Source organism: Intrasporangium calvum DSM 43043, from assembly GCF_000184685.1.
GTDB lineage: Bacteria > Actinomycetota > Actinomycetes > Actinomycetales > Dermatophilaceae > Intrasporangium > Intrasporangium calvum.
This window is the reverse complement of record NC_014830.1, coordinates 1,021,555-1,043,727: the sequence shown is the minus strand read 5'-3', so window position 1 is coordinate 1,043,727 and position 22,173 is coordinate 1,021,555. Positions and strand designations below refer to the sequence as shown.

General features: G+C 71.4%; 18 protein-coding genes and 1 tRNA gene. 6 read left to right on the top strand and 13 right to left on the bottom strand.

From position 1 onward, the window contains the following. Positions 1 to 83 precede the first annotated feature (83 nt). A complete protein-coding gene (locus tag INTCA_RS04760) occupies positions 84 to 842 on the top strand; it encodes a FadR/GntR family transcriptional regulator (RefSeq protein WP_013491788.1) in 759 nt (252 codons plus the stop codon). Continuing rightward, positions 839 to 1,864, top strand: a complete 1,026-nt coding sequence (locus INTCA_RS04755) for an SIS domain-containing protein (RefSeq protein ID WP_013491787.1) — start codon at positions 839 to 841, stop codon at positions 1,862 to 1,864. The genes INTCA_RS04760 and INTCA_RS04755 overlap by 4 nt, the downstream gene beginning before the upstream one ends. A 162-nt stretch (positions 1,865 to 2,026) precedes the next feature. On the opposite strand, the gene INTCA_RS04750 is transcribed toward INTCA_RS04755, so the two are convergent. The 3 genes from INTCA_RS04750 to INTCA_RS04740 form a co-directional block, all read right to left on the bottom strand. Next, complete coding sequence (locus INTCA_RS04750) at positions 2,027 to 3,598, bottom strand: S8 family peptidase (protein ID WP_013491786.1); 1,572 nt, start codon at positions 3,596 to 3,598, stop codon at positions 2,027 to 2,029. A 133-nt stretch (positions 3,599 to 3,731) separates the two neighbouring features. After that, entirely contained in the window at positions 3,732 to 4,742 is a 1,011-nt protein-coding gene (locus tag INTCA_RS04745; RefSeq protein ID WP_013491785.1) for a helix-turn-helix transcriptional regulator, read from the bottom strand. Positions 4,743 to 5,021: 279 nt separating this feature from the next. Then, entirely contained in the window at positions 5,022 to 6,392 is a 1,371-nt protein-coding gene (locus tag INTCA_RS04740; protein WP_013491784.1) for a cystathionine beta-synthase, read from the bottom strand. Positions 6,393 to 6,545: 153 nt separating this feature from the next. Here INTCA_RS04740 and INTCA_RS04735 point away from each other — a divergent pair, with 153 nt between their 5' ends. Next, positions 6,546 to 7,643 (top strand): SGNH/GDSL hydrolase family protein, encoded by a 1,098-nt coding sequence (locus tag INTCA_RS04735; RefSeq protein WP_013491783.1) that lies wholly within the window; start codon positions 6,546 to 6,548, stop codon positions 7,641 to 7,643. A gap of 125 nt (positions 7,644 to 7,768) precedes the next feature. Here the strand turns inward: INTCA_RS04735 and INTCA_RS04730 are convergent, their stop codons facing one another. Beyond that, on the bottom strand, positions 7,769 to 8,527 hold the full coding sequence (locus tag INTCA_RS04730; protein WP_013491782.1) for a hypothetical protein: 759 nt from the start codon (positions 8,525 to 8,527) through the stop codon (positions 7,769 to 7,771). A 198-nt stretch (positions 8,528 to 8,725) separates the two neighbouring features. Here INTCA_RS04730 and INTCA_RS04725 point away from each other — a divergent pair, with 198 nt between their 5' ends. Then, positions 8,726 to 9,949, top strand: a complete 1,224-nt coding sequence (locus tag INTCA_RS04725) for an acetyl-CoA C-acetyltransferase (protein ID WP_013491781.1) — start codon at positions 8,726 to 8,728, stop codon at positions 9,947 to 9,949. 102 nt (positions 9,950 to 10,051) lie between these two features. Here the strand turns inward: INTCA_RS04725 and INTCA_RS04720 are convergent, their stop codons facing one another. Both INTCA_RS04720 and INTCA_RS04715 read right to left on the bottom strand, forming a co-directional pair. Continuing rightward, on the bottom strand, positions 10,052 to 10,351 hold the full coding sequence (locus tag INTCA_RS04720) for a hypothetical protein (RefSeq protein WP_013491780.1): 300 nt from the start codon (positions 10,349 to 10,351) through the stop codon (positions 10,052 to 10,054). Between the two features lie 15 nt (positions 10,352 to 10,366). Next, a complete protein-coding gene (locus INTCA_RS04715) occupies positions 10,367 to 11,245 on the bottom strand; it encodes a Bax inhibitor-1/YccA family protein (protein WP_013491779.1) in 879 nt (292 codons plus the stop codon). A gap of 181 nt (positions 11,246 to 11,426) precedes the next feature. On the opposite strand from INTCA_RS04715, the gene INTCA_RS04710 reads away from it, so the two are divergent. Continuing rightward, positions 11,427 to 11,500: transfer RNA gene (locus INTCA_RS04710), tRNA-Leu, on the top strand. A 1-nt stretch (position 11,501) separates the two neighbouring features. Here the strand turns inward: INTCA_RS04710 and INTCA_RS04705 are convergent. The 4 genes from INTCA_RS04705 to eno are packed head-to-tail and all read right to left on the bottom strand — an operon-like array spanning position 11,502 to position 15,093. After that, the gene (locus INTCA_RS04705; RefSeq protein WP_013491778.1) at positions 11,502 to 12,497 is read right to left on the bottom strand and encodes a Ppx/GppA phosphatase family protein; all 996 of its coding nucleotides are present in this window, start codon (positions 12,495 to 12,497) and stop codon (positions 11,502 to 11,504) included. Beyond that, positions 12,490 to 13,125, bottom strand: coding sequence for a DUF501 domain-containing protein (locus INTCA_RS04700; RefSeq protein ID WP_013491777.1), 636 nt, complete (start codon positions 13,123 to 13,125; stop codon positions 12,490 to 12,492). The genes INTCA_RS04705 and INTCA_RS04700 overlap by 8 nt, the downstream gene beginning before the upstream one ends. Beyond that, a complete protein-coding gene (locus INTCA_RS04695; RefSeq protein ID WP_013491776.1) occupies positions 13,122 to 13,766 on the bottom strand; it encodes an FtsB family cell division protein in 645 nt (214 codons plus the stop codon). Before INTCA_RS04695 ends, INTCA_RS04700 begins: the two co-directional genes overlap by 4 nt. A 31-nt stretch (positions 13,767 to 13,797) precedes the next feature. Next, complete coding sequence (gene eno, locus INTCA_RS04690; RefSeq protein WP_013491775.1) at positions 13,798 to 15,093, bottom strand: phosphopyruvate hydratase; 1,296 nt, start codon at positions 15,091 to 15,093, stop codon at positions 13,798 to 13,800. A 279-nt stretch (positions 15,094 to 15,372) separates the two neighbouring features. Between eno and INTCA_RS04685 the strand changes: the two genes are divergently transcribed. Then, positions 15,373 to 16,863, top strand: coding sequence for a sugar transferase (locus tag INTCA_RS04685; RefSeq protein WP_013491774.1), 1,491 nt, complete (start codon positions 15,373 to 15,375; stop codon positions 16,861 to 16,863). Positions 16,864 to 16,947: 84 nt separating this feature from the next. On the opposite strand, the gene INTCA_RS04680 is transcribed toward INTCA_RS04685, so the two are convergent. The 3 genes from INTCA_RS04680 to mfd are packed head-to-tail and all read right to left on the bottom strand — an operon-like array spanning position 16,948 to position 22,145. Further along, the gene (locus INTCA_RS04680; protein ID WP_013491773.1) at positions 16,948 to 17,952 is read right to left on the bottom strand and encodes a nucleoside triphosphate pyrophosphohydrolase; all 1,005 of its coding nucleotides are present in this window, start codon (positions 17,950 to 17,952) and stop codon (positions 16,948 to 16,950) included. Continuing rightward, complete coding sequence (locus INTCA_RS04675; protein ID WP_013491772.1) at positions 17,949 to 18,485, bottom strand: hypothetical protein; 537 nt, start codon at positions 18,483 to 18,485, stop codon at positions 17,949 to 17,951. Before INTCA_RS04675 ends, INTCA_RS04680 begins: the two co-directional genes overlap by 4 nt. Before the next feature lie 33 nt (positions 18,486 to 18,518). Next, a complete protein-coding gene (mfd, locus tag INTCA_RS04670; RefSeq protein WP_013491771.1) occupies positions 18,519 to 22,145 on the bottom strand; it encodes a transcription-repair coupling factor in 3,627 nt (1,208 codons plus the stop codon). Positions 22,146 to 22,173 lie beyond the last annotated feature (28 nt).

Genomic DNA, 22,173 nt, shown 5'->3' with positions numbered 1-22,173 from the left:
GGCACGTAGTACATCATACGTCTTCCCCAAGAGGAAGGATGTCTAGTAGATTGTCCATAACAAATCGACGACGAGGGGTTCGAATGTCCGATGTCCCGCCCATTGCCCTGCGCAACGGCCTGCCGCCACGGTCCCGCAACCAGGACGTGATCGAACGCATCAAGACGTACATCCTCGAGAAGAACCTCCGCCCCGGCGACCTCCTGCCGACCGAGAACGAGCTCATCGCCGCGATCGGCGCGAGCCGCACCAGTATCCGTGAGGCGATCAAGAACCTCTCCGCGCTCGACATCGTGGAGGTGCGGCACGGGCACGGCTCCTACGTCGGGCGGATGTCGATGAACGCCCTCGTCGAGAGCCTCGCCTTCCGCGGTCTGCTCAGCACCGGCACCGACGGCAAGGTGATGACCGACCTCGTCAACATCCGCCAGATGCTCGAGCAGGGCCTCTCCCCCCTCATGATCGAGACGCTCGACGAGGTCGAGCTCGCCAACCTGCGCGAGCTCGCCGTCCGGATGCGCCGGCTCGCGATGGAGGGCCAGCCGTACGTCGAGGAGGACCGCGCCTTCCACATCCGGCTGATGAACGCCATCGGCAACAACCTCGTCAGCCAGCTGACCGAGGCGTTCTGGCAGGTGCAGGCCCGGGTCGCACCGACCCTCAAGGTCGAGCCCGCGGACTGGCTGCGCACCGCGGAGGCGCACGAGGCGATCGTCGACGCCATCGCGGCACGGGACCTCGAGCGCCTCCAGCACGCGTTCGCGACGCACTACGACCCGATCCGCGAGTCCATCGCGGCCATCTTCGAGTCCCGCGCCGTCTCGCTGGGAGGGGCAGAGTGACCGGGGCGCTCATGCGGGCCGAGATCGGCGAGCAGCCGGCGGCCCTCTCGAGGCTCCTCGCGGCCCCAGGACCTGTGGAGGACATCGCCGCCCGGATCCGTGCCGCTGCTCCCCGCTTCGTCCTCCTCGCGGCCCGCGGCACGTCCGACCACGCGGCGCTCTACGCCAAGTACCTCATCGAGACGACCCTCGGCCTGCCCTGCGGCCTCGCCTCGACGTCCGTCTACACGGCGTACGACCGACAGCCGTCACTCGACGGCGTGCTGTGGGTGGCCGTGAGCCAGAGCGGCGGCTCCCCCGACCTCGTGGAGTCCACCGAGCGGGCTCGCGCCGGTGGGGCCCTGACCCTGTCGGTCACCAACACGAGCGACTCGCCACTCGGTCGGGTCAGCGAGGTCGGCCTCGACATCCTCGCCGGCCCCGAGCGCTCGGTCGCCGCGACGAAGACCTACACCTCGAGCCTGCTCGCCCTCTGGCTCCTCGTGCGCGCCTGGGCCGAGCTCGACCGGCGGCCCGCGGACCGGCTCGTCGACGACGTGGCGTGCGCCCTCACCGCCGACGTGGAGGAGGTCGCGTCCCGCTACCGCTTCGTCGACAAGCTCGTCACGACCTCACGCGGCTACGCCTACCCGACCGCGCGCGAGGCGGCGCTCAAGCTGATGGAGACCTGCTACCTGTCGGCGCACGCCTACTCCGGCGCCGACCTGCTCCACGGGCCCCTCGCCATGGTCGACCAGGACCGGCCCGTCATCGCCGTCGTCCCCGAGGGCCCGGGGGGCCGCGCCCTTCAGCCGGTCCTCGCCGCGCTGGAGGAGCGAGGCGCCGACATCTGCCTCGTCGCACCCCCAGCCATCGCGCACGAGACGCCCACCCGGATCGTCCTGCCCGCGGGGATGGACGAGCAGCTGGCCCCGATCGCACAGATCGTGCCGCTCCAACGCTTGGCCTGCGCCATGGCCGTCGGCCGGGGCTTCGACCCCGACCAGCCCCGGGGCCTCAAGAAGGTGACCCAGACATTCTGACCCGAGTGGGTGGTCCCCGGCGACCCCGAGGGCTCCGCCCATGAGGTATGCCGCTGGGCTCGGCCTGCTCGGAAGGCCACCACCCGCTCGGGTGGTCTTTCACGAGGAGCGAGCCCAGCGGCATACGGCCTGATGGGGTCGATCAGGCGTCAGCGCGGTCGGTCAGTAGTTCATCCCCGCGGTGTACGAGCCCGAACCGGAGTAGGACTCGACGATCAGGCGGTAGTAGCCCGAGGCGTTGCTGTAGGTGAACGACTCGTCAGCGCTCGACGAGATGCCCCGCGCGACGGTGGACCAGGCCGAGCCGTTCCACTTCTGCAGGTAGACGTCGAAGTCCGCGCCGGTCGGCCCGTCGAGGCACACCTGGATCGTGCCGGCGGTGGCGTCGTACACGTACGGCAGGGTCTGCGACGCGCCGTTCGAGAGCGACCCCGTCCAGGTGCCGCGCATGCCCGAGCACTGGCTGGTCGAGCCGCCGAGGAGGAACTCGGTGTTGAGGAGGCGGTTCGGGGTGCCGCTCGGGACCCCCGAGATGACGCCGCTGACGCTGTTGCTCACGATCGCGGAGTGGACCGCCGAGGACGAGGCGGTCGGGTTGGCGCCGAGGTAGAGCGCGACCGCGCCGGCGACGTGTGGGCTCGCCATCGAGGTGCCGGTGATGGTTCGCGTCGAGGTGCTCGTGTCGTACCACGCCGACGTGATGTTCGTGCCCGGGGCGAACAGGTCCTGGCAGGAGCCCCACGCGCTGCTCGACGCCTTGGCGTCCGCGCTCGTCGAGTTGCCGACCGTCAGGGCCTCGGAGACCCGTTGCGGGCTGTAGTAGCACGTGTCGTCGTTGCCGTTGCCGCCGGCCTGGACCCACATCACCCCGCTCGTCACCAGGGAGCGGACGGCGCTGTCCATCGTCGTGTCGGTGCACCGGGTGCTGCAGCCGATGCTGTAGTTGACGACCGCCGGCTTGACCGCGTTGGTCTTGATCCAGTTGACGCCGGCGATGATGTCGGCGTTCGAACCGGAGCCGGAACAGCTGAGGACGCGGACCGCGTGGACGGTCGCCTTCTTGGCCACCCCGTAGCTCGTGCCGGCCGCGGTGCCGGCGACGTGGCTGCCGTGGCCGTTGCAGTCGGTCGGGTTGGTGTCGTTGTCGACGAAGTCGTAGCCGTTGCTCGTGCGCCCGGTGAACTCGGTGTGGCTGAGGTTCACACCGGTGTCCATGATGTAGACGTGGACCCCCTGACCGGCCTGGTCCGGGTAGCGGTAGCGGCTGTTGAGCGGCAGGGCCTGCTGGTCGATCCGGTCGAGGCCCCAGCTGGCCGGGTTGACCTGCTCACCGGCGATCTCGACCCGGTAGGCCTGCTCGACCCGCGCAACCGCCGGGTCCGCCGCGAGGCGACGCGCCTGGGCCTCGCTCATCGTCGCGGCAAAGCCGTCGACGACGGCCCCATAGGAGTGCTTGACCCGGCCGCCGTACTTGTCGGTCATCGCCTGAGCCGACTGCCTGGTGGCAGCCGCGCTCTGCGCCTGGTTGGTGAAGACGACGACGTACTCCCCCGGGATCGCATCCGGGTTGTCGGTCCCGAGGATGGATCCGGCGGGGCTCGCGGACGGGCTGCCCGAGGCGGCCGGCGCCGCCGATGCGGTGGCGGGTGCGGCCTGGAAAGCCAGAGCCATCGAGGCGGCCACGGCGGCGGTGGCCGCCCGTGACGCCCGACGGCGCCACATGGTGTGCTTCATGGAGAGCTCCTTCATGGTGGGAGTGGAGACGCCGTGAGGGGTGACCGACGTCCGCGCCGGACGGTATTGAGCGGAAAGAGGCGGTGAACAGGGCGCAACCGGACATTGTCCGAAAGTTGCCACCGTCGCTCGCTCAGCCGGACACCCATCCGCGCTGCACGGCCCGGACCCCGGCGCCGAACCGGGTCTCCGTGTCGAGCCGTCTCATCAGCTCGTTGATCCGTCGCCCGACGGTCCGCTCGGTGATCCCCAGCGAGCGCGCGATGGCGCGGTCCTTGAGGCCCGCCGCCATGAGCCCGAGGATCTCCCGGTCGCGATCGGAGATCTCCGGTTCGCCCGGAGCCGCGGTGCGGGCGAGCGACTCGACCGGGGTGGCCCGCTCCCACATCTGCTCGAAGCGGACGAGCAGGAGGTCGAGGAGGCTCGACGACCGGACGAGCAGGCGCCGCTCGGGGTCCGGGTCGGTGGCCGACTCCGGGACGAGGGCCACGCTGCGGTCCGCGACGAGCAGCTTGGGCCAGACCTGCGCGTGGACCCGGGCCTGCTCCCCTGCATCGACGTACTGCCGCATGGCGGCCCGCGCCTCGTCACCCGCGAGCGCGTCACTGTGGTAGATGACCCGGTAGGAGACCCCTGCCGCGAGGGCGATGAACTCGCTCTCGTTCGGCTGGCTGCCACCGACGAAGTACGGCGGGGCGTCGACCATGAGCACTTCCTCGCGGGCGGCCCGCTGCATCTGTGTCACCACGGCCAGCACGGCCGCCGCACCGATCACCGGCTCGACGACCTGCGTCGGTGGGCTCGTCCGGCGAGCGGCCTCCTCACGCAGCCGGTCGGCCTCGGCCTGCAGCCGGTTGAGGGCCCGGCGGCGCTGCCCGATCAGCTCGGGGAGGGCCACGTCCGGTGGGATGACCCGGAATCGCAGGCCCCCGAAGTCCTCCCGGTGGACCAGGCCCAGGGCCGTCAACGAGTCGAGCGCGGTGGCCACCTCGTCCGGGCGCGTGCCGAGCTCGCGGGCGATGTCCCGAGCCGCCGCCATCCCGCGGTCGATGAGTCGGCGGTACACCTCCTCCTCGATGACGCTCAGGCCGAGCGGTTCGAGGGACAGCGTCTCCACAGCGGACGTCTCCACGGACAGCGTCATGGCGCCCTCCAATCACCCGAGCACTCCGGCCGGACCATCTGGCGGAAGGACGAACCCCAGAGCCCCGACGCACGTGGACGCCATCGTCGTGATGGCGGTCACAGGCTACGGCCGGTAGCCACGAGCTCGCTCCTCATCCCGGTCTAGGGACCTCCATGAGTTGGCAAAGTCTTGGCCAGCAAACGGTCAAGACGCACCTCCCACCCCCCAACGCAACACACCCGGGAAGCGCGCCCAGCGGCATCCGGTCCGGACCTGTCGACGACCCGGGAGGGGAGCTCAGTCGGCGAGGAAGCCGAGCAGGTCCGCCCGCGTCAGCACGCCCACCGGTTTGCCGTCCTCGACGACGAGGACGGCATCGGACTTCTCCAGCTCGTCCCGCGCGGCGGCGACCGGCTCACCGGCGCCGACGAGCGGCAGACCGGGCTCCATGTGCTTCTCGACCGAGTCGAACAGGTGCGCCCGCCCGGTGAAGAGGGCCTCCATCAGCGCCCGCTCGCTCACCGACCCCGCCACCTCGCCGGACATCACCGGCGGCTCCGCCTTGACGACCGGCATCTGCGAGACACCGAACTCACGGAGGATCTGCACGGCGTCGCGAATCGTCTCGTTGGGGTGGGTGTGCACGAGCGCGGGCATCTCGCCGGACTTCGTGCGGAGCACCTGCCCGATGGTCTGGTCCGAGCCGTCGTGGAGGAAGCCGTAGGACGCCATCCACTCGTCGTTGAAGATCTTCGACATGTAGCCCCGACCGGAGTCGGGCAGCAGGACGACGACGACCGCGTCCTCGGGCAGGTCCTCGGCGGCGCGGAGGGCGGCGACGACGGCCATCCCGCACGAGCCGCCGACGAGCAGGCCCTCCTCACGGGCCAGCCGCCGCGTCATCTCGAACGAGTCGGCGTCCGAGACCGCGATCACCTCGTCGACGACCGACGGGTCATACGCGCCCGGCCAGAAGTCCTCGCCGACGCCCTCGACGAGGTAGGGACGCCCGCTGCCGCCGGAGTAGACCGAGCCCTCCGGGTCCGCCGCGATGATCCGCACGGCCCCCTCGGAAACTTCCTTGAGGTAGCGGCCGGTGCCGCTGATGGTGCCACCGGTTCCCGCGCCGGCGACGAAATGCGTCACCCGGTGGTCGGTGTCCGCCCAGATCTCCGGCCCGGTCGTCGCGTAGTGGCTGTTCGGGCCTTCCGGGTTGTAGTACTGGTTCGGCTTCCAGGCGCCCTCGATCTCCGCGACGAGCCGGTCGGAGACGCTGTAGTACGAGTCCGGGTGGTCGGGGGCGACGGAGGTCGGGGTGACCACGACCTCGGCGCCGTACGCCTTGAGCACGTCTCGCTTGTCCTGGCTCACCTTGTCGGGGCAGACGAAGACGCACTTGTAGCCACGACGCTGGGCGATGAGGGCGAGCCCGACCCCGGTGTTCCCGCTCGTCGGCTCGACGATGGTGCCGCCCGGCCGAAGCAGCCCGTCGCGCTCGGCCGCGTCGATCATCCGCAGCGCGATGCGGTCCTTGACCGACCCGCCGGGGTTGAAGTACTCGACCTTGGCCAGCACGGTGCAGCGGACGCCGGCGTCCTCGACGACCTTGCCGAGCTTGACGAGGGGGGTGTTGCCGACGAGGTCGGAGATGTGCTCTGCGTACTTCACCGGATCATCCTAGGTGCCGTTGAGCGCCACCCGATGGAGGTATGCCGCTGGGCTCGCTCCCCCCTCCCCTCCCCGGGTGCCGGGCCGGGGATCGTGCGGTCGGTCCCGGACGTTACGGTGAGGGGACGTCGCTTCACGCAGAGGGGGTGCTGGATGAGCCGCGCTCGACGCGCTCGCAAGATCGCCCAGACCGCCGCGTTCGGCGGTGGTGTGGGGGCCGCGGGGCTCGGGGCCCTCGGCCTGGCCGGCTACGGCCTGCTCCGGGTCGAGGCGGTCCTCGCCCGGCGGATCGTGGGGCAGCCGTTCGAGGGCGCCCCCGACGACGAGGGGACCTACGGCTTCGGGCCGGGCGAGCCGATCCGCTTCCTCGTGCTCGGCGACTCGACCGGCGCGGGCATGGGTGCCGAGCACGCCCGCCAGACGATCGGCGCGACCATCGCCAACGGCGTGGCGGCCTTCAGCGGCCGGCCCGTCGAGCTGACCAACGTCGCGGCCATCGGCGCCGAGTCGCTGCACCTCGGCGCCCAGGTGGAGCGCGGGCTCGAGCGGGTGCCGAGCCCCGACATCGCGGTCATCCTCATCGGCGCCAACGACGTCACCCACCGCATCGAGCGCTCCCTCGCCGTGGGCCACCTCGAGATGGCTGTGCGCCGGCTCCGGGAGGCCGGCGCGGAGGTCGTCGTCGGGACCTGCCCCGACCTCGGTGCGATCGAGCCGCTGCCGCAGCCGCTGCGCTACCTCGCGCGACGCTGGTCCCGCGACCTCGCCGCCGGCCAGACCGTCGCCGTCGTCGAGGCCGGTGGGCGTGCCGTGTCGATCGGCGACCTGCTGAGCGACGCCTTCTCCGCGGCGCCGCAGGTCATGTTCAGCCAGGACCGGTTCCACCCGAGCCCCGCCGGCTACGCCCGGGTGGCTGCCGCACTGCTGCCCACGGTGAGCGCGGCCCTCGACCTCTTCGGGGAGCGCAGCGCACCCACCCAGCCGAGCGCCTGGCGCGGCGAGGGGGTCGGTCCGGTGGCCGTCGCTGCCAGCCGGGCCGTCGCCAACCCCGGCACGGAGGTCGCCCCGGCCGAGGTGGGCGGCCAGGCCCGCGGCGTCCACGGCCGCTGGGCGATGATCCGCCGCCGGCTGCGGCCCACGGTCGCCGTCCCCGAGGCGGACCCGGTGCGCGACGGCGATCCGGTCCCGACCCCCGCGGCCGAGGCACCCGAAGGCGTCGAGGGGGCGCCCATCGGCGCTCCCCCCTCCTGACCCGTCGAGTGTGCAGTCCCTCCCCCGCCGCAGCCGTCGAGTATGCAGGTGTTGCCCCGCCACACCCGTCGAGTGTGTGCAGTCCCTGCCCCGGGCCGGCACGCTCGACGACGAGCCAGCGGGTCTCAACCCGGGGCCACGACCTGGTCGCTGGGCGGGGCGGTGATCCCCAGGTCGGCGTTCCAGCTCGAGAAGTCGAGCTGGCCCGGACTCGTGGACGACCCGGAGAACCGGACCACCTCGAACCGGTCCTTGGAGACGTGGAGCGCGCCCTCACCCGCGCCGCGGGCGTCGGTGACGACCCACGTGTCCACGCCGTTGACGACCTCCGAGCTCACGGTGTCGGACAGCTGGGCGGACGTCACCGCTGCGAACGCCTCGTCGACGAGGGCGTTGAGGCTGAACTCGTCGCTGAACTGCGCGGCCGCCGCCGGGACCTTGACGAACTTCTCGGCAGGGAACGGCGAGGGCACTCCCTGACCCTTCCAGAACGCGGCGTCGGCCTGGATGTAGACCGCTCCGCCCACGGAGAGGACACGCGCCGTGCCAGCGGATCCCGACGTCAGCGTGATGTCCGAGGCGGAGCCGTCACTGGTGCCCTTGAAGTCGACCAGCATCTCGACGCCGCCCTGCTCGACCCGCCCGGTGAAGGCCGCGGAGGTCGCTCGGATGGCGTTGGCCTTCGCGCGGTCGAGGATCTCCGCGGCAGCGGGGGCGGCGACGGTGGGGGCCGGGCTCGTGGGCGCTGCCGTCGCGGCCGTCCCCGGCGGTGTCGTCGCTTCCGGAGGCGAGGTCGACGACGTGCACCCCGCGAGGAGGACGAGCGCGACCGCTCCGGCGACGTGCGCGATCCGGCGCCCGGGGCCACTGGTCCGGTTGGTCATGACGCACCACCCTAACGGTGCGCACCGGCCCGGCCGAACGGTCCGCTCGGGCGCCGCCCCCCACGATCCGGCCGTGACGAGACCCACGCCATAGCGGCCCGGTGTCGACAACTGAGCCCAGCGGCATACCATCGGTGGGAACTGAGCGCCCGCTTACCTCCGGGTGCCCGCTGACACCGCCGTCCGCAGGAGGACACCGTGACCGAAGCCGTCATCGTCTCGACCGCCCGCTCGCCGTTCGGGCGCGCCTTCAAGGGCTCGCTCAAGGACATCCGCCCCGACGACCTCGCCGCCAGCGTCATCCAGGCGGCGCTCGACAAGGTCCCGGGCCTCGACCCGACGCTCATCGAGGACATCTACCTCGGTTGCGCCGAGCCGTCCCACCGGCACGGCTCCAACATGGCCAAGGTCGTCGGGACACTCCTCGGTCTCGACCGCACCCCCGGCGCCACGATCAACCGGTTCTGCGCCAGCTCGGCCCAGACGACTCGGATGGCCTTCCACGCGATCAAGGCCGGCGAGGGCGACATCTTCGTGTCGGCCGGGGTCGAGTGCGTCTCTCAGTACGTCGGGTTCGCCGGCGCGGGTGGCGCGAACGAGGACGACATGAACCCGGCGTTCCGGGCCGCGCGGGAGCGGACCAAGCGGACCGCCGAGACGAACGAGATGTGGCACGACCCGCGCGAGGACGGCGAGCTGCCCGACGTCTACATCGCGATGGGCCAGACCGCGGAGAACGTGGCCAACGCCTACGGAATCAGCCGCCAGCGCCAGGACGAGTGGGGAGTCACGTCCCAGAACCGCGCCGAGGCGGCCATCCAGCGGGGCTTCTTCGACTGGGAGATCGCGCCGATCACGACGCCGGACGGGACAGTCGTCAGGAAGGACGACGGCCCGCGAGCCGGGGTCACGCTCGAGGCCGTGCAGGCGCTCAACCCGGTCTTCCGCGAGAACGGCACCGTCACGGCCGGCAACTGCTGCCCGCTCAACGACGGCGCCGCCGCACTCGTCGTCATGAGCGACACCAAGGCCAAGGAGCTAGGACTCGAACCGCTCGCCCGCGTCGTCTCCACGGCCGCGACCGGCCTGTCCCCCGAGATCATGGGCCTCGGCCCGGTCGATGCCGTCAACCTCGCGCTCAAGCGGGCCGGGATGACCATCGGGGACATGGACGTCTACGAGATCAACGAGGCCTTCGCTGCGCAGGTCATCGGCTCCGCCGACCAGATCGGGATGGACTACGACCGGCTCAACGTCAACGGTGGCGCCATCGCGATCGGGCACCCGTTCGGCGCGACCGGAGCCCGGCTCACCGGCACGATCATCAACGCGCTCCGCGAGCGCGACCAGCAGTTCGGCCTCGAGACGATGTGCATCGGCGGCGGCCAGGGCATGGCGGTCATCTTCGAGCGCCTCAGCTGATCGAGAGAGCACTTCGTACCTCCACCCGCAATCGAAAGAGCAGTTCGTCCCCACATCGCCCGCGAGGCTTGCCCGCGAAAGGGGGACGAACTGCTCTTTCGATCAGAGGGCGTGCCGTATGCCGCTGAGCTGGCTCACCACGTCGGCGACGTCCGCATCCGGCTGGGTCGCGTAGAGGTCGTAGACCATGACGGTGAGCTGGTCCATGACCACCGCCGGCCCGAGGTCGGGCACCGGGCGGGCCGGCCGGTCGCGCAACCCGGCGACACGATCAGCGAGCTGCTGCACGAGAGCCGACGTCAGCGGCATACGGGACAACGCGTGGTCGAGCGGCAGCTGACGCCACCGCTCGACCACACGCCGGAGCTCGTCGGAGACCTCCTGCGGAACAGGCGACCCCACGGCGGTCGAGGACCGTCAGTCGCGCAGGCGCGCGAGGAGCCGGGCGATCTCGATGTAGAGCCAGACGACCGAGACGATCAGACCGTGCGCCAGCAGCCACGAGTACTTCTGCGGCGCGCCGAGGCGGACGGCGTTGTCGATCGAGTCGAAGTCGACGGCCAAGGAGTACGAGGCGAGGCCGACGCCGAGGAGGCTCAGCCCGATGCCCATCGGGCCGCTACCGCCGAAGCCCCAGCCGTCGATGACGCCCGTCATGAGCAGGACGACCTGGACGATCGAGAAGAGCGCGTAGCCGGCGATCATGAACACGAAGATCCGCCGGGACTTCTCCGTCACCTTGATCAGCCCGGTGGCGTAGCCGGCGTACATGGCGACGAAGACGCACAGCGTCGCAACCACCGCGGTGAGGACGAGGTCCGCACCGTAGGCCGAGGCGAGGAAGTAGCTGAACGCGCCGAGGAAGACGCCCTGCAGCGCCGAGTACACGAAGTAGAGCGGCGTCGGGATGTTCTTCATGAACATCATCGCGAAGCCGAGGATCAGCGTGCCGAACATGCCACCGAGCCACAGCGGCGAGATGAGGCCCGGGTTGGCGTCGACCATGAACCACGAGACGCCGGCGCCCACGAGCGTCAGAGCGAAGAGCACGAGGCTCTTGACGATGACGTCGTCGAGGGTGACGCGCCCGGTGTCAACCGGTCCGGCTGCCTGACGCGCGTAGAGGTCGTTGAGCTGGTCTGCCGTGCCGGTGTCCTGGACGGCGTAGCCCGTCGTTGCTGCCTGAGTGGGGCCCGTGGGACCCTGCTGCCCGCGCTGCGGCGTGCCGAAGCCCGCGTATCGCTCCCGTTGCAGCTGCTTGTCGATCCGGTCGAAGACCGGGTTTCCACCTGCCATGTTGTCTCGTGCCTCCCCAGCACTGGGGCCACGCCTCGTTCGTGGGCGTGGCGACTGTCACCACCCTAAGCGCTCGAGGTGACCCTCAGAGTTCCCGACGGGTGCAGTTTGGGCGGTCCGAGACGCAACCGTGACTGTGCTGGACGGCCCGCGTCCGCTGCACGGCATACTGAGAGCTCCGGCCCCCGTAGCCCAACCGGCAGAGGCAGGCGACTTAAAATCGCTCGAGTCAGGGTTCGAGTCCCTGCGGGGGTACTCAGCTGTCCGGCCCCGGCACCGCGTCGGGTGACGCGGCGGACAGGGCGATGCCGTCGAGGATGTCGTGCTCCGACGTGACGACCTCGGTGATCCCGGACGCCTCGCCTACCCGCTCCACGATCCGCCCCCAGAGGAGGGCCCCGGCCCCGATGACGTCGACGCGCCCCTCGTGCATGAAGGGCAGCGCCGCCCGCTCGGCGTGGGACAGGTGCAGCAGGTCGGTGCACGCCGTCAGCACTCGCGCGACGGGCAGGCGCGAGAGGTGGATCCGGACCGGGTCATAGGTCGGCAGCCCGAGGGCGTGCGCCGTGACCGTGGTCACCGTCCCGGCCAGCCCGACGAGGGCCCCCACCCCCGAGAAAGGAACCACCCCCGCCGCCGCGTCGATGGCGTGGTCGATGTCGGCCGTGGCCGCCTCGATCTCCGCGGCGCTCGGGGGGTCCGAGAGGAGATGCCGCTCGGTCATCCGGACGCAGCCGACATCGACCGACGTCGCGGCGTCCACCTGGCTCGTGCCTCGGACGAACTCGGTCGAGCCGCCGCCGAGGTCGACGACGAGGTAAGGCCCTGGCACGCCGTGGGACGCGAGCCCACCCGTGGCTCCGCGGAAGGAGAGGCTGGCCTCCTCGTGGCCCGTCACGACCTCCGGCAGGACGTCGGCGCCCCACTGCTCGTGGAACGCCGCCCGCACCCCGTCGATGAAGTCGGCTGCGTTGCGGGCGTCTCGCGATGCGGAGGTCGCGACGAACCGGACCCGGGAGGCGCCGAGCTCACGGCACTGGGCGGCATACGCCCGGGTCATGCGCAGCGTGCGTTCCATGGACTCTGCCGCGATGACACCCGTGCGGTCGACGCCGAGCCCGAGGCGGACGACCTCCATCCGACGCAGCACGTCCCGCAGCTCGCCCGTCCGCGGGTCGACGTCGGCGACGAGGAGTCGGATCGAGTTGGTGCCGCAGTCCACCGCGCCGACGCGCACCGCGCCGTCACTCACCGGCCGTCTCCTCCGCGGTGTCCTCGGCGGTGTCCTCGGCGGTGTCCTCGGCGGTGTCCTCGGCGGTGTCCTCGGCGGTGTCCTCGGCGGCGTCCTCCGCGGCGTGCAGGGCCGCGCAGGAGGTGGGGACCCACCAGTCGTCGAGCATGGCCAGCGCCTCGTCGCCGAGCACGTTGACCCCCGGGCCCGCCGCAAGCGAGTGGGCGACGAGGACATGGAGGCACTTCACCCTGGTGGGCATGCCGCCCGCCGACACGCCGTCGATCTCCGGCACCTGGCCGAGCTCGGCCCGTTGGGCCAGGTAGTGCTCGTGGGCCCGCTCGTAGCCGGCACGGAGGGCGGGGTCCTCGGCGAGGCGGCTCGTCATCTCCCGCATGACGCCGGCGGTCTCGAGCGTGCTGAGGGCGCCGGTCAGCCGCGGGCAGGTGGCGTAGTACGTCGTAGGGAACGGGGTGCCGTCCGGGAGCCGCGGCTCGGTCCTCAGGACGTCCGGCTCGCCACAGGGGCACCGGTGGGCCACCGCGGCGACCCCGCGTGGCAGCCGGCCCAGCTGGCGCTCGACGGCGCGGAGGTCGGCGTCGTCGACGCCGGTCCCCGAGCGGTCCCCGGGCGCCTCGTCCGGGGTCATCGGGGCAGCCCGGCGGTCGGTCGGTCGGCGATCTGGACGGACTGCCACAGCTTGCCGTACCACGGCGACGACTCGTTCGCCATCGGTGCGGCGACGATCGGGTCCTGCACCCTCTGCTCCTCCAGCTGCGTCGTCTCGAGGCCGGTCACGGAGTAGGCGCGGTCACCCACGCGCACGAACCTCAGCCGCTTGCGGGCCTGCTCCTCGATGTATCTCGGGTCCTTCCACAGGGCGGCCTGCTTCTCGAGCTCGGCCACGGTCACCTTCTGCCGAGCCACCTTCTCCTGGAGCGCCACGGTCTCGTTGCGCTGCTGGATGACCGAGCGCAGCGTCGGCACGAGGGTCACTGCCAGCATGACGATGATCCCGAGCAGGATCGCGCCGCGGACCCAGGTCGTCGACTGGGAGGGGGGCTCCGGGGGGCGTCGGCGGGGCCGGGCCGCCAGCGCGGGTCGCTCCTTGCCGGGCCCGGTCCGAGCGGCCGGGCCGGTGCGTGGCGAGCCGGCCCGCGGTCCCGATCCCGCCTTGGGCGAGGGGCGCGGGCCCGAGCGCGAGGCCCCGGACCGCCCCCCACCCGCCGGGCCACGGCTCGACCGGAATCGGTCGTCGCCGCCCGGACGGGACGGGGTGCGGTCTGGCATCAGGCCTCCATGGGATGTGCGGAGCGGGTCCTCAGCCCTCGTAGCGGGACGCGTCGAAGCGCGGGAAGGCCCCGATACCCGCGTAGACGGCTGCGTCGTCGAGCTCCTCCTCGATCCGGAGCAGCTGGTTGTACTTGGCGACGCGCTCGGAGCGGGCCGGGGCGCCCGTCTTGATCTGGCCGCAGTTCGTCGCGACGGCGAGGTCGGCGATGGTGACGTCCTCCGTCTCGCCGGAACGGTGGCTCATCATGCAGCGGTAGCCGTTGCTCTGGGCGAGTGTCACGGCGTCGAGGGTCTCGGTGAGCGTGCCGATCTGGTTGACCTTGACGAGCAGCGCGTTGGCCGCGCCGCTCGTGATGCCACGACCGAGACGCTCCGGGTTGGTGACGAACAGGTCGTCGCCGACGATCTGCACCCGGTCGCCGAGCCGCTCGGTGATGGCCGTCCAGCCGTCCCAGTCCTCCTCGTTCAGCGGGTCCTCGATGGAGACGAGCGGGTAGGCGTCGACGAGCTCGGCGTAGTAGTCGATCATCTCGTCGGCCGACTTGCTCGCCGCCTCGAACTGGTAGGAGCCGTCCTGGTGGAACTCGGAGGCGGCGACGTCGAGGGCGAGGGCGATGTCGCGCCCGGGCACGTAGCCGGCGGCGGTGATGGCCTCGACGATGATGTCGAGCGCAGCACGGTTCGACTCGAGGTTCGGCGCGAAGCCACCCTCGTCGCCCAGACCGGTGGACAGACCGCGGTCGTGCAGGACCTTCTTGAGCGAGTGGTAGACCTCGGTCCCCCAGCGCAGGGCCTCGCGGAAGGTCGGCGCCCCCACCGGGGCGATCATGAACTCCTGGATGTCGACGTTCGTGTCGGCGTGCGACCCGCCGTTGAGGATGTTCATCATCGGGACGGGCAGCACGTGCGCGTTCGGCCCGCCGACGTAGCGGAACAGCGGCAGTCCGGCCGACTCGGCGGCAGCGTGGGCGACGGCGAGGGAGACGCCGAGGATCGCGTTGGCGCCGAGGTTCTCCTTGTTGGACGACCCGTCCAGCGCCATCATCTCGGCGTCGATGAGACGCTGCTCGCTCGCGTCGTAGCCGATGAGCCGCGGGTTGATCTGCTCGATCACGGCGTCCACGGCCTGCTCGACCCCCTTGCCGAGGTAGCGGCCCTTGTCACCGTCACGGCGCTCGGCCGCCTCGAAGGCCCCGGTCGACGCGCCGGATGGCACGGCTGCCCGGGCGAACGTCCCGTCGTCGAGACGGATCTCGACCTCGACGGTGGGGTTTCCGCGCGAGTCAAGGATCTCGCGGGCGCCAATCTCCTCAATGGTGGCCACTCTTGCTCCTGTGGTCGGTCGAACCGGTCGGGCTGTCGATGCTCACGTCGCTGTGAGGGTCGTGACGCCCCCGAGCGTAGTCCGTCGCACGATCCCCCTCGACGACCGACCCGGCATCCGGGCTCACGAGTGTCGCAGCACCCCGGTCGACGATTTCTGGTCGTTTCTTTGCCGCCGGTCCCGGCGACCGGCATACTCTCAAGGGTTCGCTCGGGGGGCAGAGCGGTCCAGGCACAGGGACGGCGCGGCGACGCGTCGAGGTTGGGTGTTCATCGAGACATGGTCCAGTCCGTGCACGACGTCGGCGTGATGCCTGACGTCGCATCCCGGCCCGTGGCCCACCCCTACACGGACCGGACCCGGAGCGTGCGGGTCCTCCAGCTCGGGCTGGCCCTCGGCGACCTCGCCGTCATCGTCGTCGCCGCCGTCCTCGCCACCGTGGGCCGCCACCGACTCACGATCTTCCGCGCGACCGAGGACATCACCGAGGTGGCCCAGGCCCTCGGTCTGTGGATCGTGCTCGGGTGGATGCTCGTCAACGTGGTGGCCGGCACCTACCGGCGGACGGAGCTGGGGGTCGGCACGACGGAGTACGCCCGCGTGCTGGCGGCGGGAGGCATGACAGCCGGCCTCATCGGGATCGTCAGCTACCTGACGAAGTTCAACCTCTCGCGTGGCTTCTTCGTCCTGCTCTTCCTCGTCGGCATCCCGCTGCTGCTCGGGTGGCGGTGGTCGGCCCGCCGCCTGGTCCATCGGCTGCACCACCGGGGTCACCTCCTGACCAAGGTCCTCATCGCCGGGTCCGCCGGGCACGTCGATGAGGTCGCGGCGGTCCTCGACCGGGAGTCCTGGCTGGGCTACCGCATCGTCGGGGCCCTGCTGCCCCCGTCGCAGCAGCTGGCCACCACCCCACGGGGCGTTCCCGTCGTCGGCCTGAGCACCGACACCGCCTTGGCGACGCGGGACCACGAGGCAGACCTCGTCGTCTTCACCGAGGGCGCCTTCGCCTCGTCCACCGACTTCCGCCGTATCGCCTGGGACCTGGAGGGCCATCACGTCCAGATGGCCGTCGTGCCGAGCCTCAGCGACATCTCCTCCGGCCGGATGTTGATGCGACCCGTCGGTGGCCTGCCCCTCGTCCACGTCGAGCAGCCGCAGAGCCTCGGCGCCAGCCGCGGCCTGAAGCGGGCCTTCGACGTGGTCGGTGCCACGGCCAGCCTCGTCCTCACCTCCCCGCTCGTCCTGGGCGTGGCCATGGCGATCAGGCTGCACGACGGTGGGCCGATCCTCTTCCGCCAGACCCGAGTCGGACGGGACGGCAACCTCTTCGAGTGCCTCAAGCTGCGGAGCATGGTCGTGGACGCCGAGGCGCAGCTGTCCGGGCTCACGCACCTCAACCACGACCCGGCGCACGTCCTGTTCAAGGCCCAGCAGGATCCACGGATCACGCCGGTCGGCCGGTTCCTCCGTCGCTACTCGATCGACGAGCTCCCCCAGCTGTGGAACGTCCTCGCCGGCGACATGAGCCTCGTCGGCCCCCGCCCGGCGCTGCCGGCAGAGGTGCGCCGCTACTCCTCGGACGTCCAGCGCCGCCTCCACGTCCGGCCGGGCATGACCGGTCTGTGGCAGGTCTCCGGGCGCAGCGACCTGTCGTGGGAGGACACCGTCCGGCTCGACCTCTACTACGTGGACAACTGGTCGCTGGTGCAGGACCTGTCGATCGTCATCAAGACCCTCCGGGCCGTCCTCGGCTCGCGCGGCGCCTACTGAGGCCGACTCCTCCGACGTCCGCCTCCACAGTCACCGAGGGACGACGCGGTCGTATGCCGCTGGGCTCGCTCCCCGGATCAGGGCTCACTCCGGACGGGGTCGGCCCTCGCTCGCCGCCACCAGTCGTCGCAGCGTCTCGCGCAGGGCACCCTCGGCGTCGACGCCGGAAGCCCGGGCGCGGCGAACCATGCCGAGGAGCCGGGCGCCGAGGTCCGCTGCGGCCTCGGCATCGTCGAGCAGATCGGACCGGCCGGCCTTCTCCAGCCGTCCGACGTACTTCTCGGCACGGGCCAGGGCCGGCAGGCTCGAGGGGACGCCTTCGAGCGGGTGGAGCCGGTCCTCCTTCTCGGCGGCCTTGATCGTCTCCCAGTTGGCCTCGACCGCCTCTGGGGTATCCGCGTCGACGTCGGCGAACACGTGGGGGTGGCGGCGCACGAGCTTCTCGACGAGCCCGCCCGCCACGTCGTCGATGTCGAAGGGTGCGGTCTCGTGCTCCTCGGCGACGCGGGAGTGGAAGGCGATCTGGAGGAGCAGGTCGCCGAGCTCCTCGCGCATGTGGTCGGTGTCGCCGCTCTCGAGGGCCTCCACCGCCTCGTGGGCCTCCTCGAGGAGGTACGGCACGAGGCTCTCGTGCGTCTGCTCCGCGTCCCAGGGGCAGCCACCGGGCGACCGCAGCCGGTCCATGACGGCGACGACGTCGAGCAGCCGGGCCCCCGGGAGGTCGTAGGCGCCGATGAGCACCTCCACGTCGGGCGGCTCGGGTAGGCGGGTCACCTCGGTGGCGATGGCCTCGTTGAGCCCGGGGTCACCGTCGGCCGAACCGACCCACACGACGGTGCCGGTGTCTGCCGCGGTGACGATTCGCCGGGCGAGGGTAGGCACGTCCGCCCGGTCCTGGGCCACGACGTCGATGCCGGACTCGATGATCGCCTCGGCCTGGGGCTCGTCGGTGGCGGACCAGACCTGCCGCGCGGCGCCAAGTGCCGCCCAGGCGTCCCGGGTGAGCACGCCCGGAGCGACGCGCGGGGTCGAGACGAGCAGGACGACGCGGCGGTCGTCGGGGAGGTAGTCGCTCGTCGCGGCGGTCATTCGCTGGGGGTGACGATCCAGTTCGGCTGCTTCTGGCCGATCGTGAAGAACACCGGGCCCTGCTCGGACCGCAGCAGCTCGCCGTAGCGCGGGTTGATCGTGATGTCGGCCTTCGCGAGGTTGTCGCGGTAGCGCTGGACGTCCTGGTCGGTCATCAGGCCGGACTGGATGAGGGCGACGGCCGAGACGAACTCCTTGGTGGTCTCGGTGGCGCCGGGCATCGCGGCGATGGCGCTGGCGTAGGTCGCGTCCGGCTCCCAGCTCTTGGACTCGCTGATGGCGTCCTCGAGGAGCGGCGCGGCGACGAGGGCCGTGACGACGATGTTCTCGGGGAAGTCGAACTTGGCGTCGCGAAGCTGCTGTGCGGTCTCTTCCACCTCGTCCTCGTGGATGACCTGGCCGTTGACCACCGCGGCGCCCTGCTGCCTGGCCTCGAAGCCACAGCCGGCGAGCAGGGTGACGGCCGTCAGCCCCACGAGAGCGGTCGCTGCGATGCGCCGGGGTGACCGGGCGCGGACCGACGATTGCTTCACTTGACTCCTCCTCGGACGGATCCGGATGTCATCCTACGGTGCCGTCGATCGGGCAGCTGACACCCCTCCGGCCGCCGCGATGTCGTCGAGGAGCACGGCGGTGATCAGCTGCCGGGCCCAGCTGAGGACCGCGACGTCGCGCAGCGGCTTGCCCCCCACCCGGGCCGTCGTCGGGGCGGGCACGAGGATCGTCCCGAGTGCGTCCTTGACGATGGTCCCGGGGTAGAGCCGCATGAGGCGCAGCTGCTGGCTCTCGCGCAGGTCCTTGACCGGGCCGAAGCGCACGTGCTTGCCCTGGCCGCCGATGTCGCCGATCCGGGCCTTGCGGGCGACGACGCGCAGCCGCGCCACCTCGAGCAGGTTCTCGACCGGCTTCGGTGGGGCGCCGTAGCGGTCCCGCAGCTCGGCCTCGATCTCGTCGACGGCCTCGTCGGACTCGACGGTCGCGAGCTTCTTGTAGGCCTCGAGACGCAGCCGCTCGCCGGGCACGTAGTCGTGCGGCAGGTGGGCGTCGACGGGCAGCTCGATCTTGATCTCGGCCGGGGCGGTCTCGCCGTCGCCGCGGAAGTCGGCGACCGCCTCGCCGATGAGCCGGACGTAGAGGTCGAAGCCGACGCCGGCGATGTGCCCCGACTGCTCGCCGCCGAGCAGGTTGCCCGCCCCGCGGATCTCGAGGTCCTTCATCGCGACGTCCATGCCGGAGCCGAGGTCCGTGTGGCTCGCGATGGTCCGCAGCCGGTCGTGAGCCGTCTCGGTGAGCGGCTTCTCCGGCGGGTAGAGGAAGTAGGCGTAGGCGCGCTCGCGCCCCCGGCCGACCCGCCCGCGCAGCTGGTGCAGCTGGGAGAGCCCGAGCAGGTCCGCCCGCTCGACGATCAGGGTGTTGGCGTTGGAGATGTCGAGGCCCGTCTCGACGATCGTCGTGCAGACGAGCACGTCAGAGCGCTTCTGCCAGAAGTCCTCGACGACCTGCTCGAGCCGGTGCTCGCCCATCTTGCCGTGCGCCGTCGTGATCCGCGCCTCGGGCACCAGCTCGCGCAGCCGGAGGGCCGCCTTCTCGATGCTGCTCACCTTGTTGTGGATGAAGAAGACCTGGCCCTCGCGGAGCAGCTCGCGCCGGATCGCGGCGGTGATCTGCTTCTCGTCGTAGCCGCCGACGAAGGTGAGGACGGGGTGGCGCTCCTCGGGCGGCGTGGCCAGCGTGGACATCTCGCGGATGCCCGTCACGGCCATCTCGAGCGTCCGCGGGATCGGGGTGGCCGACATGGACAGGACGTCGACGGCGGTGCGCATGGTCTTGAGCAGCTCCTTGTGCTCGACGCCGAAGCGCTGCTCCTCGTCGACGACGACGAGCCCGAGGTCCTTGAACTGGATGTCCTTCGCGAGGAGCCGGTGCGTGCCGATGACCAGGTCGATCGTGCCGCGCGCCAGTCCGTCGAGGACCTCCCTGGCCTCCTTGTCGGTCTGGAACCGGGACAGTGCCTTGACCGTGACCGGGAACTGGGCATAGCGGTCCGAGAAGGTCTGCAGGTGCTGGCTGACGAGCAGCGTCGTCGGGACGAGCACGGCGACCTGCTTGCCGTCCTGGATCGCCTTGAACGCCGCCCGGACCGCGATCTCGGTCTTGCCGTAGCCGACGTCACCGCAGATGAGCCGGTCCATCGGCACCTGCTTCTCCATGTCGGCCTTGACCTCGTCGATGCTCGACAGCTGGTCCGGGGTCTCGACGTACGCGAAGGCGTCCTCGAGCTCGCGCTGCCACGGGGTGTCCGCGCTGAAGGCGTGCCCCTTCGTCGCCTGGCGCGCGCTGTAGAGCCGGATCAGGTCAGCGGCGATCTGCTTGACGTAGCGCTTGGCCCGCGACTTGGTCCTCGTCCAGTCGGACCCGCCCATCTTGTTGAGGGTCGGCTCCTCGCCGCCGACGTACTTCGTCACCTGGTCGAGCTGGTCGGTCGGGACGTAGAGCCGGTCCCCGGGCTGGCCCCGCTTGGAGGCGGCGTACTCGATGACGAGGTACTCCCTCGTGGCCCCGGCCACGGTGCGCTGCATCATCTCGACGAACCGGCCGACGCCGTGCTGCTCGTGGACGACGTGGTCCCCCGGGCGGAGCTGGAGCGGATCGACCTGGTTGCGCCGGCGCGAGGGCATCCGGCGCATGTCCTTCGTCGAGGTGCCGCCACCGGGCTGGCCCGTGAGGTCGGTCTCGGTGAGCACCTCGAGGCGCCCGGCCTCGTGGACGAAACCGCGGCCGAGCGGTGCGGTGCAGACGGCGACGACGCCTGGCTGCAGGTCACCGCGCGTGAGGAGGCGTACCGGCACCTCCTCGTCCCGGAGCACCTCGTCCACGCGCTTGGCCAGACCCGGCCCCTCGGTGACGACGGCGACGGTCCAGCCCTGGGTCGCCCGCTCGCGCAGGTGGTCGACGGCGCGGCCCGTGTCCCCCCGGAAGGCCTCGGAGTCGGTCGTCCCGATGCTCAGGCGGGCGTCGACGTCGTCGTCCTCGATCTCGAGGCCGGCGTCGGCGGCGAAGGGCGTCGCCGTCCACCACGGACGGTCGTGAGTCAGTGCATGGCTCCGGACCTCCGCCAGCGTCCAGTACGAGGCCGACCCGAGCAGGGACTGGAGGTCGACCGGCACGTCGTTGCCGGCGGCGGCGTTGGCCCAGCTCGCCTCGAGGAACTCCGCGCTCGTCGCGACGAGGTCGTGCGCCCGGCGCCGGATCCGCTCGGGGTCGGCGAGGACGATGAGCGACTCCACGGGCAGGACGTCGAGCACCGACTCCATGCCGTCGACGAGGGCCGGCGCCAGGGACTCCATGCCCTCGACCGCGATCCCCTCGGCGACCTTGACGAGCATGTCGGCGACGCCGGGGAGCTGACCGGCGAGCGCCTTGGCCCGGGCCCGCACCTGGGGGGTGAGCAGCACCTCCCGGCACGGGGGTGCCCAGAGGCCGTGCTCGGCGATCTCGAGGGAGCGCTGGTCGGCCACCTTGAACCAGCGCACCTCCTCGACGGTGTCGCCCCAGAACTCGACGCGGACCGGGTGCTCCTCGGTGGGCGGGAAGACGTCGAGGATGCCGCCTCGGACGGCGAACTCACCGCGGCGCTCGACGAGGTCGGTGCGCGTGTAGGCCGCAGCGGCGAGGGCGTCGACGACGTCCTCGAGCGGCCGCTCGTCACCGGCCTCGAGGCGCACCGGGACGAGCTCTCCGAGGCCCTTGGTGACCGGCTGGAGCAGGGCCCGGACGGGCGCGACGACGACCGACAGCGGACCGTAGGCGGAGTCGGCCAGGTCGGGGTGGGCGACCCGGCGCAGGACGGCCAGTCGCCGGCCGACGGTGTCGCTGCGGGGCGAGAGTCGCTCGTGCGGCAGGGTCTCCCAGCTGGGGAAGACAGCGATCCCGTCCGGGGACAGGAAGGCCCCGAGGGCGGTCGCCAGGTCCTCGGCCTCGCGGGTGGTGGCGGTGACGACGACGATCGGGGCGGGGCCGCCCGCCGCCGACTCGCCCGCCGCCTCCGCCATCCGTTCGGCGAGCGTGGCGACGAGGAACGGGCGAGTGCCGTCCGAGGCGGAGACGTCGACGAGGCGTGCGTGACCGACCTGATCGAGGACGGCCTGGACATCGGGGAGCGCCCGGAACGCGGGCAGGAGTGCGTGAGGCATCAGATCCTCCAGTCTAGGGGCGGCGACG

Coding starts and splice junctions, on each gene's coding strand:
- INTCA_RS04760 (WP_013491788.1), top strand. CDS start 84: ATGTCCGATGTCCCGCCCATTGCCCTGCGCAACGGCCTGCCGCCACGG.
- INTCA_RS04750 (WP_013491786.1), bottom strand. CDS start 3,598: ATGAAGCACACCATGTGGCGCCGTCGGGCGTCACGGGCGGCCACCGCC.
- INTCA_RS04745 (WP_013491785.1), bottom strand. CDS start 4,742: ATGACGCTGTCCGTGGAGACGTCCGCTGTGGAGACGCTGTCCCTCGAA.
- INTCA_RS04735 (WP_013491783.1), top strand. CDS start 6,546: ATGAGCCGCGCTCGACGCGCTCGCAAGATCGCCCAGACCGCCGCGTTC.
- INTCA_RS04730 (WP_013491782.1), bottom strand. CDS start 8,527: ATGACCAACCGGACCAGTGGCCCCGGGCGCCGGATCGCGCACGTCGCC.
- INTCA_RS04715 (WP_013491779.1), bottom strand. CDS start 11,245: ATGGCAGGTGGAAACCCGGTCTTCGACCGGATCGACAAGCAGCTGCAA.
- INTCA_RS04700 (WP_013491777.1), bottom strand. CDS start 13,125: ATGACCCCGGACGAGGCGCCCGGGGACCGCTCGGGGACCGGCGTCGAC.
- INTCA_RS04695 (WP_013491776.1), bottom strand. CDS start 13,766: ATGCCAGACCGCACCCCGTCCCGTCCGGGCGGCGACGACCGATTCCGG.
- INTCA_RS04685 (WP_013491774.1), top strand. CDS start 15,373: ATGGTCCAGTCCGTGCACGACGTCGGCGTGATGCCTGACGTCGCATCC.
- INTCA_RS04680 (WP_013491773.1), bottom strand. CDS start 17,952: ATGACCGCCGCGACGAGCGACTACCTCCCCGACGACCGCCGCGTCGTC.
- mfd (WP_013491771.1), bottom strand. CDS start 22,145: ATGCCTCACGCACTCCTGCCCGCGTTCCGGGCGCTCCCCGATGTCCAG.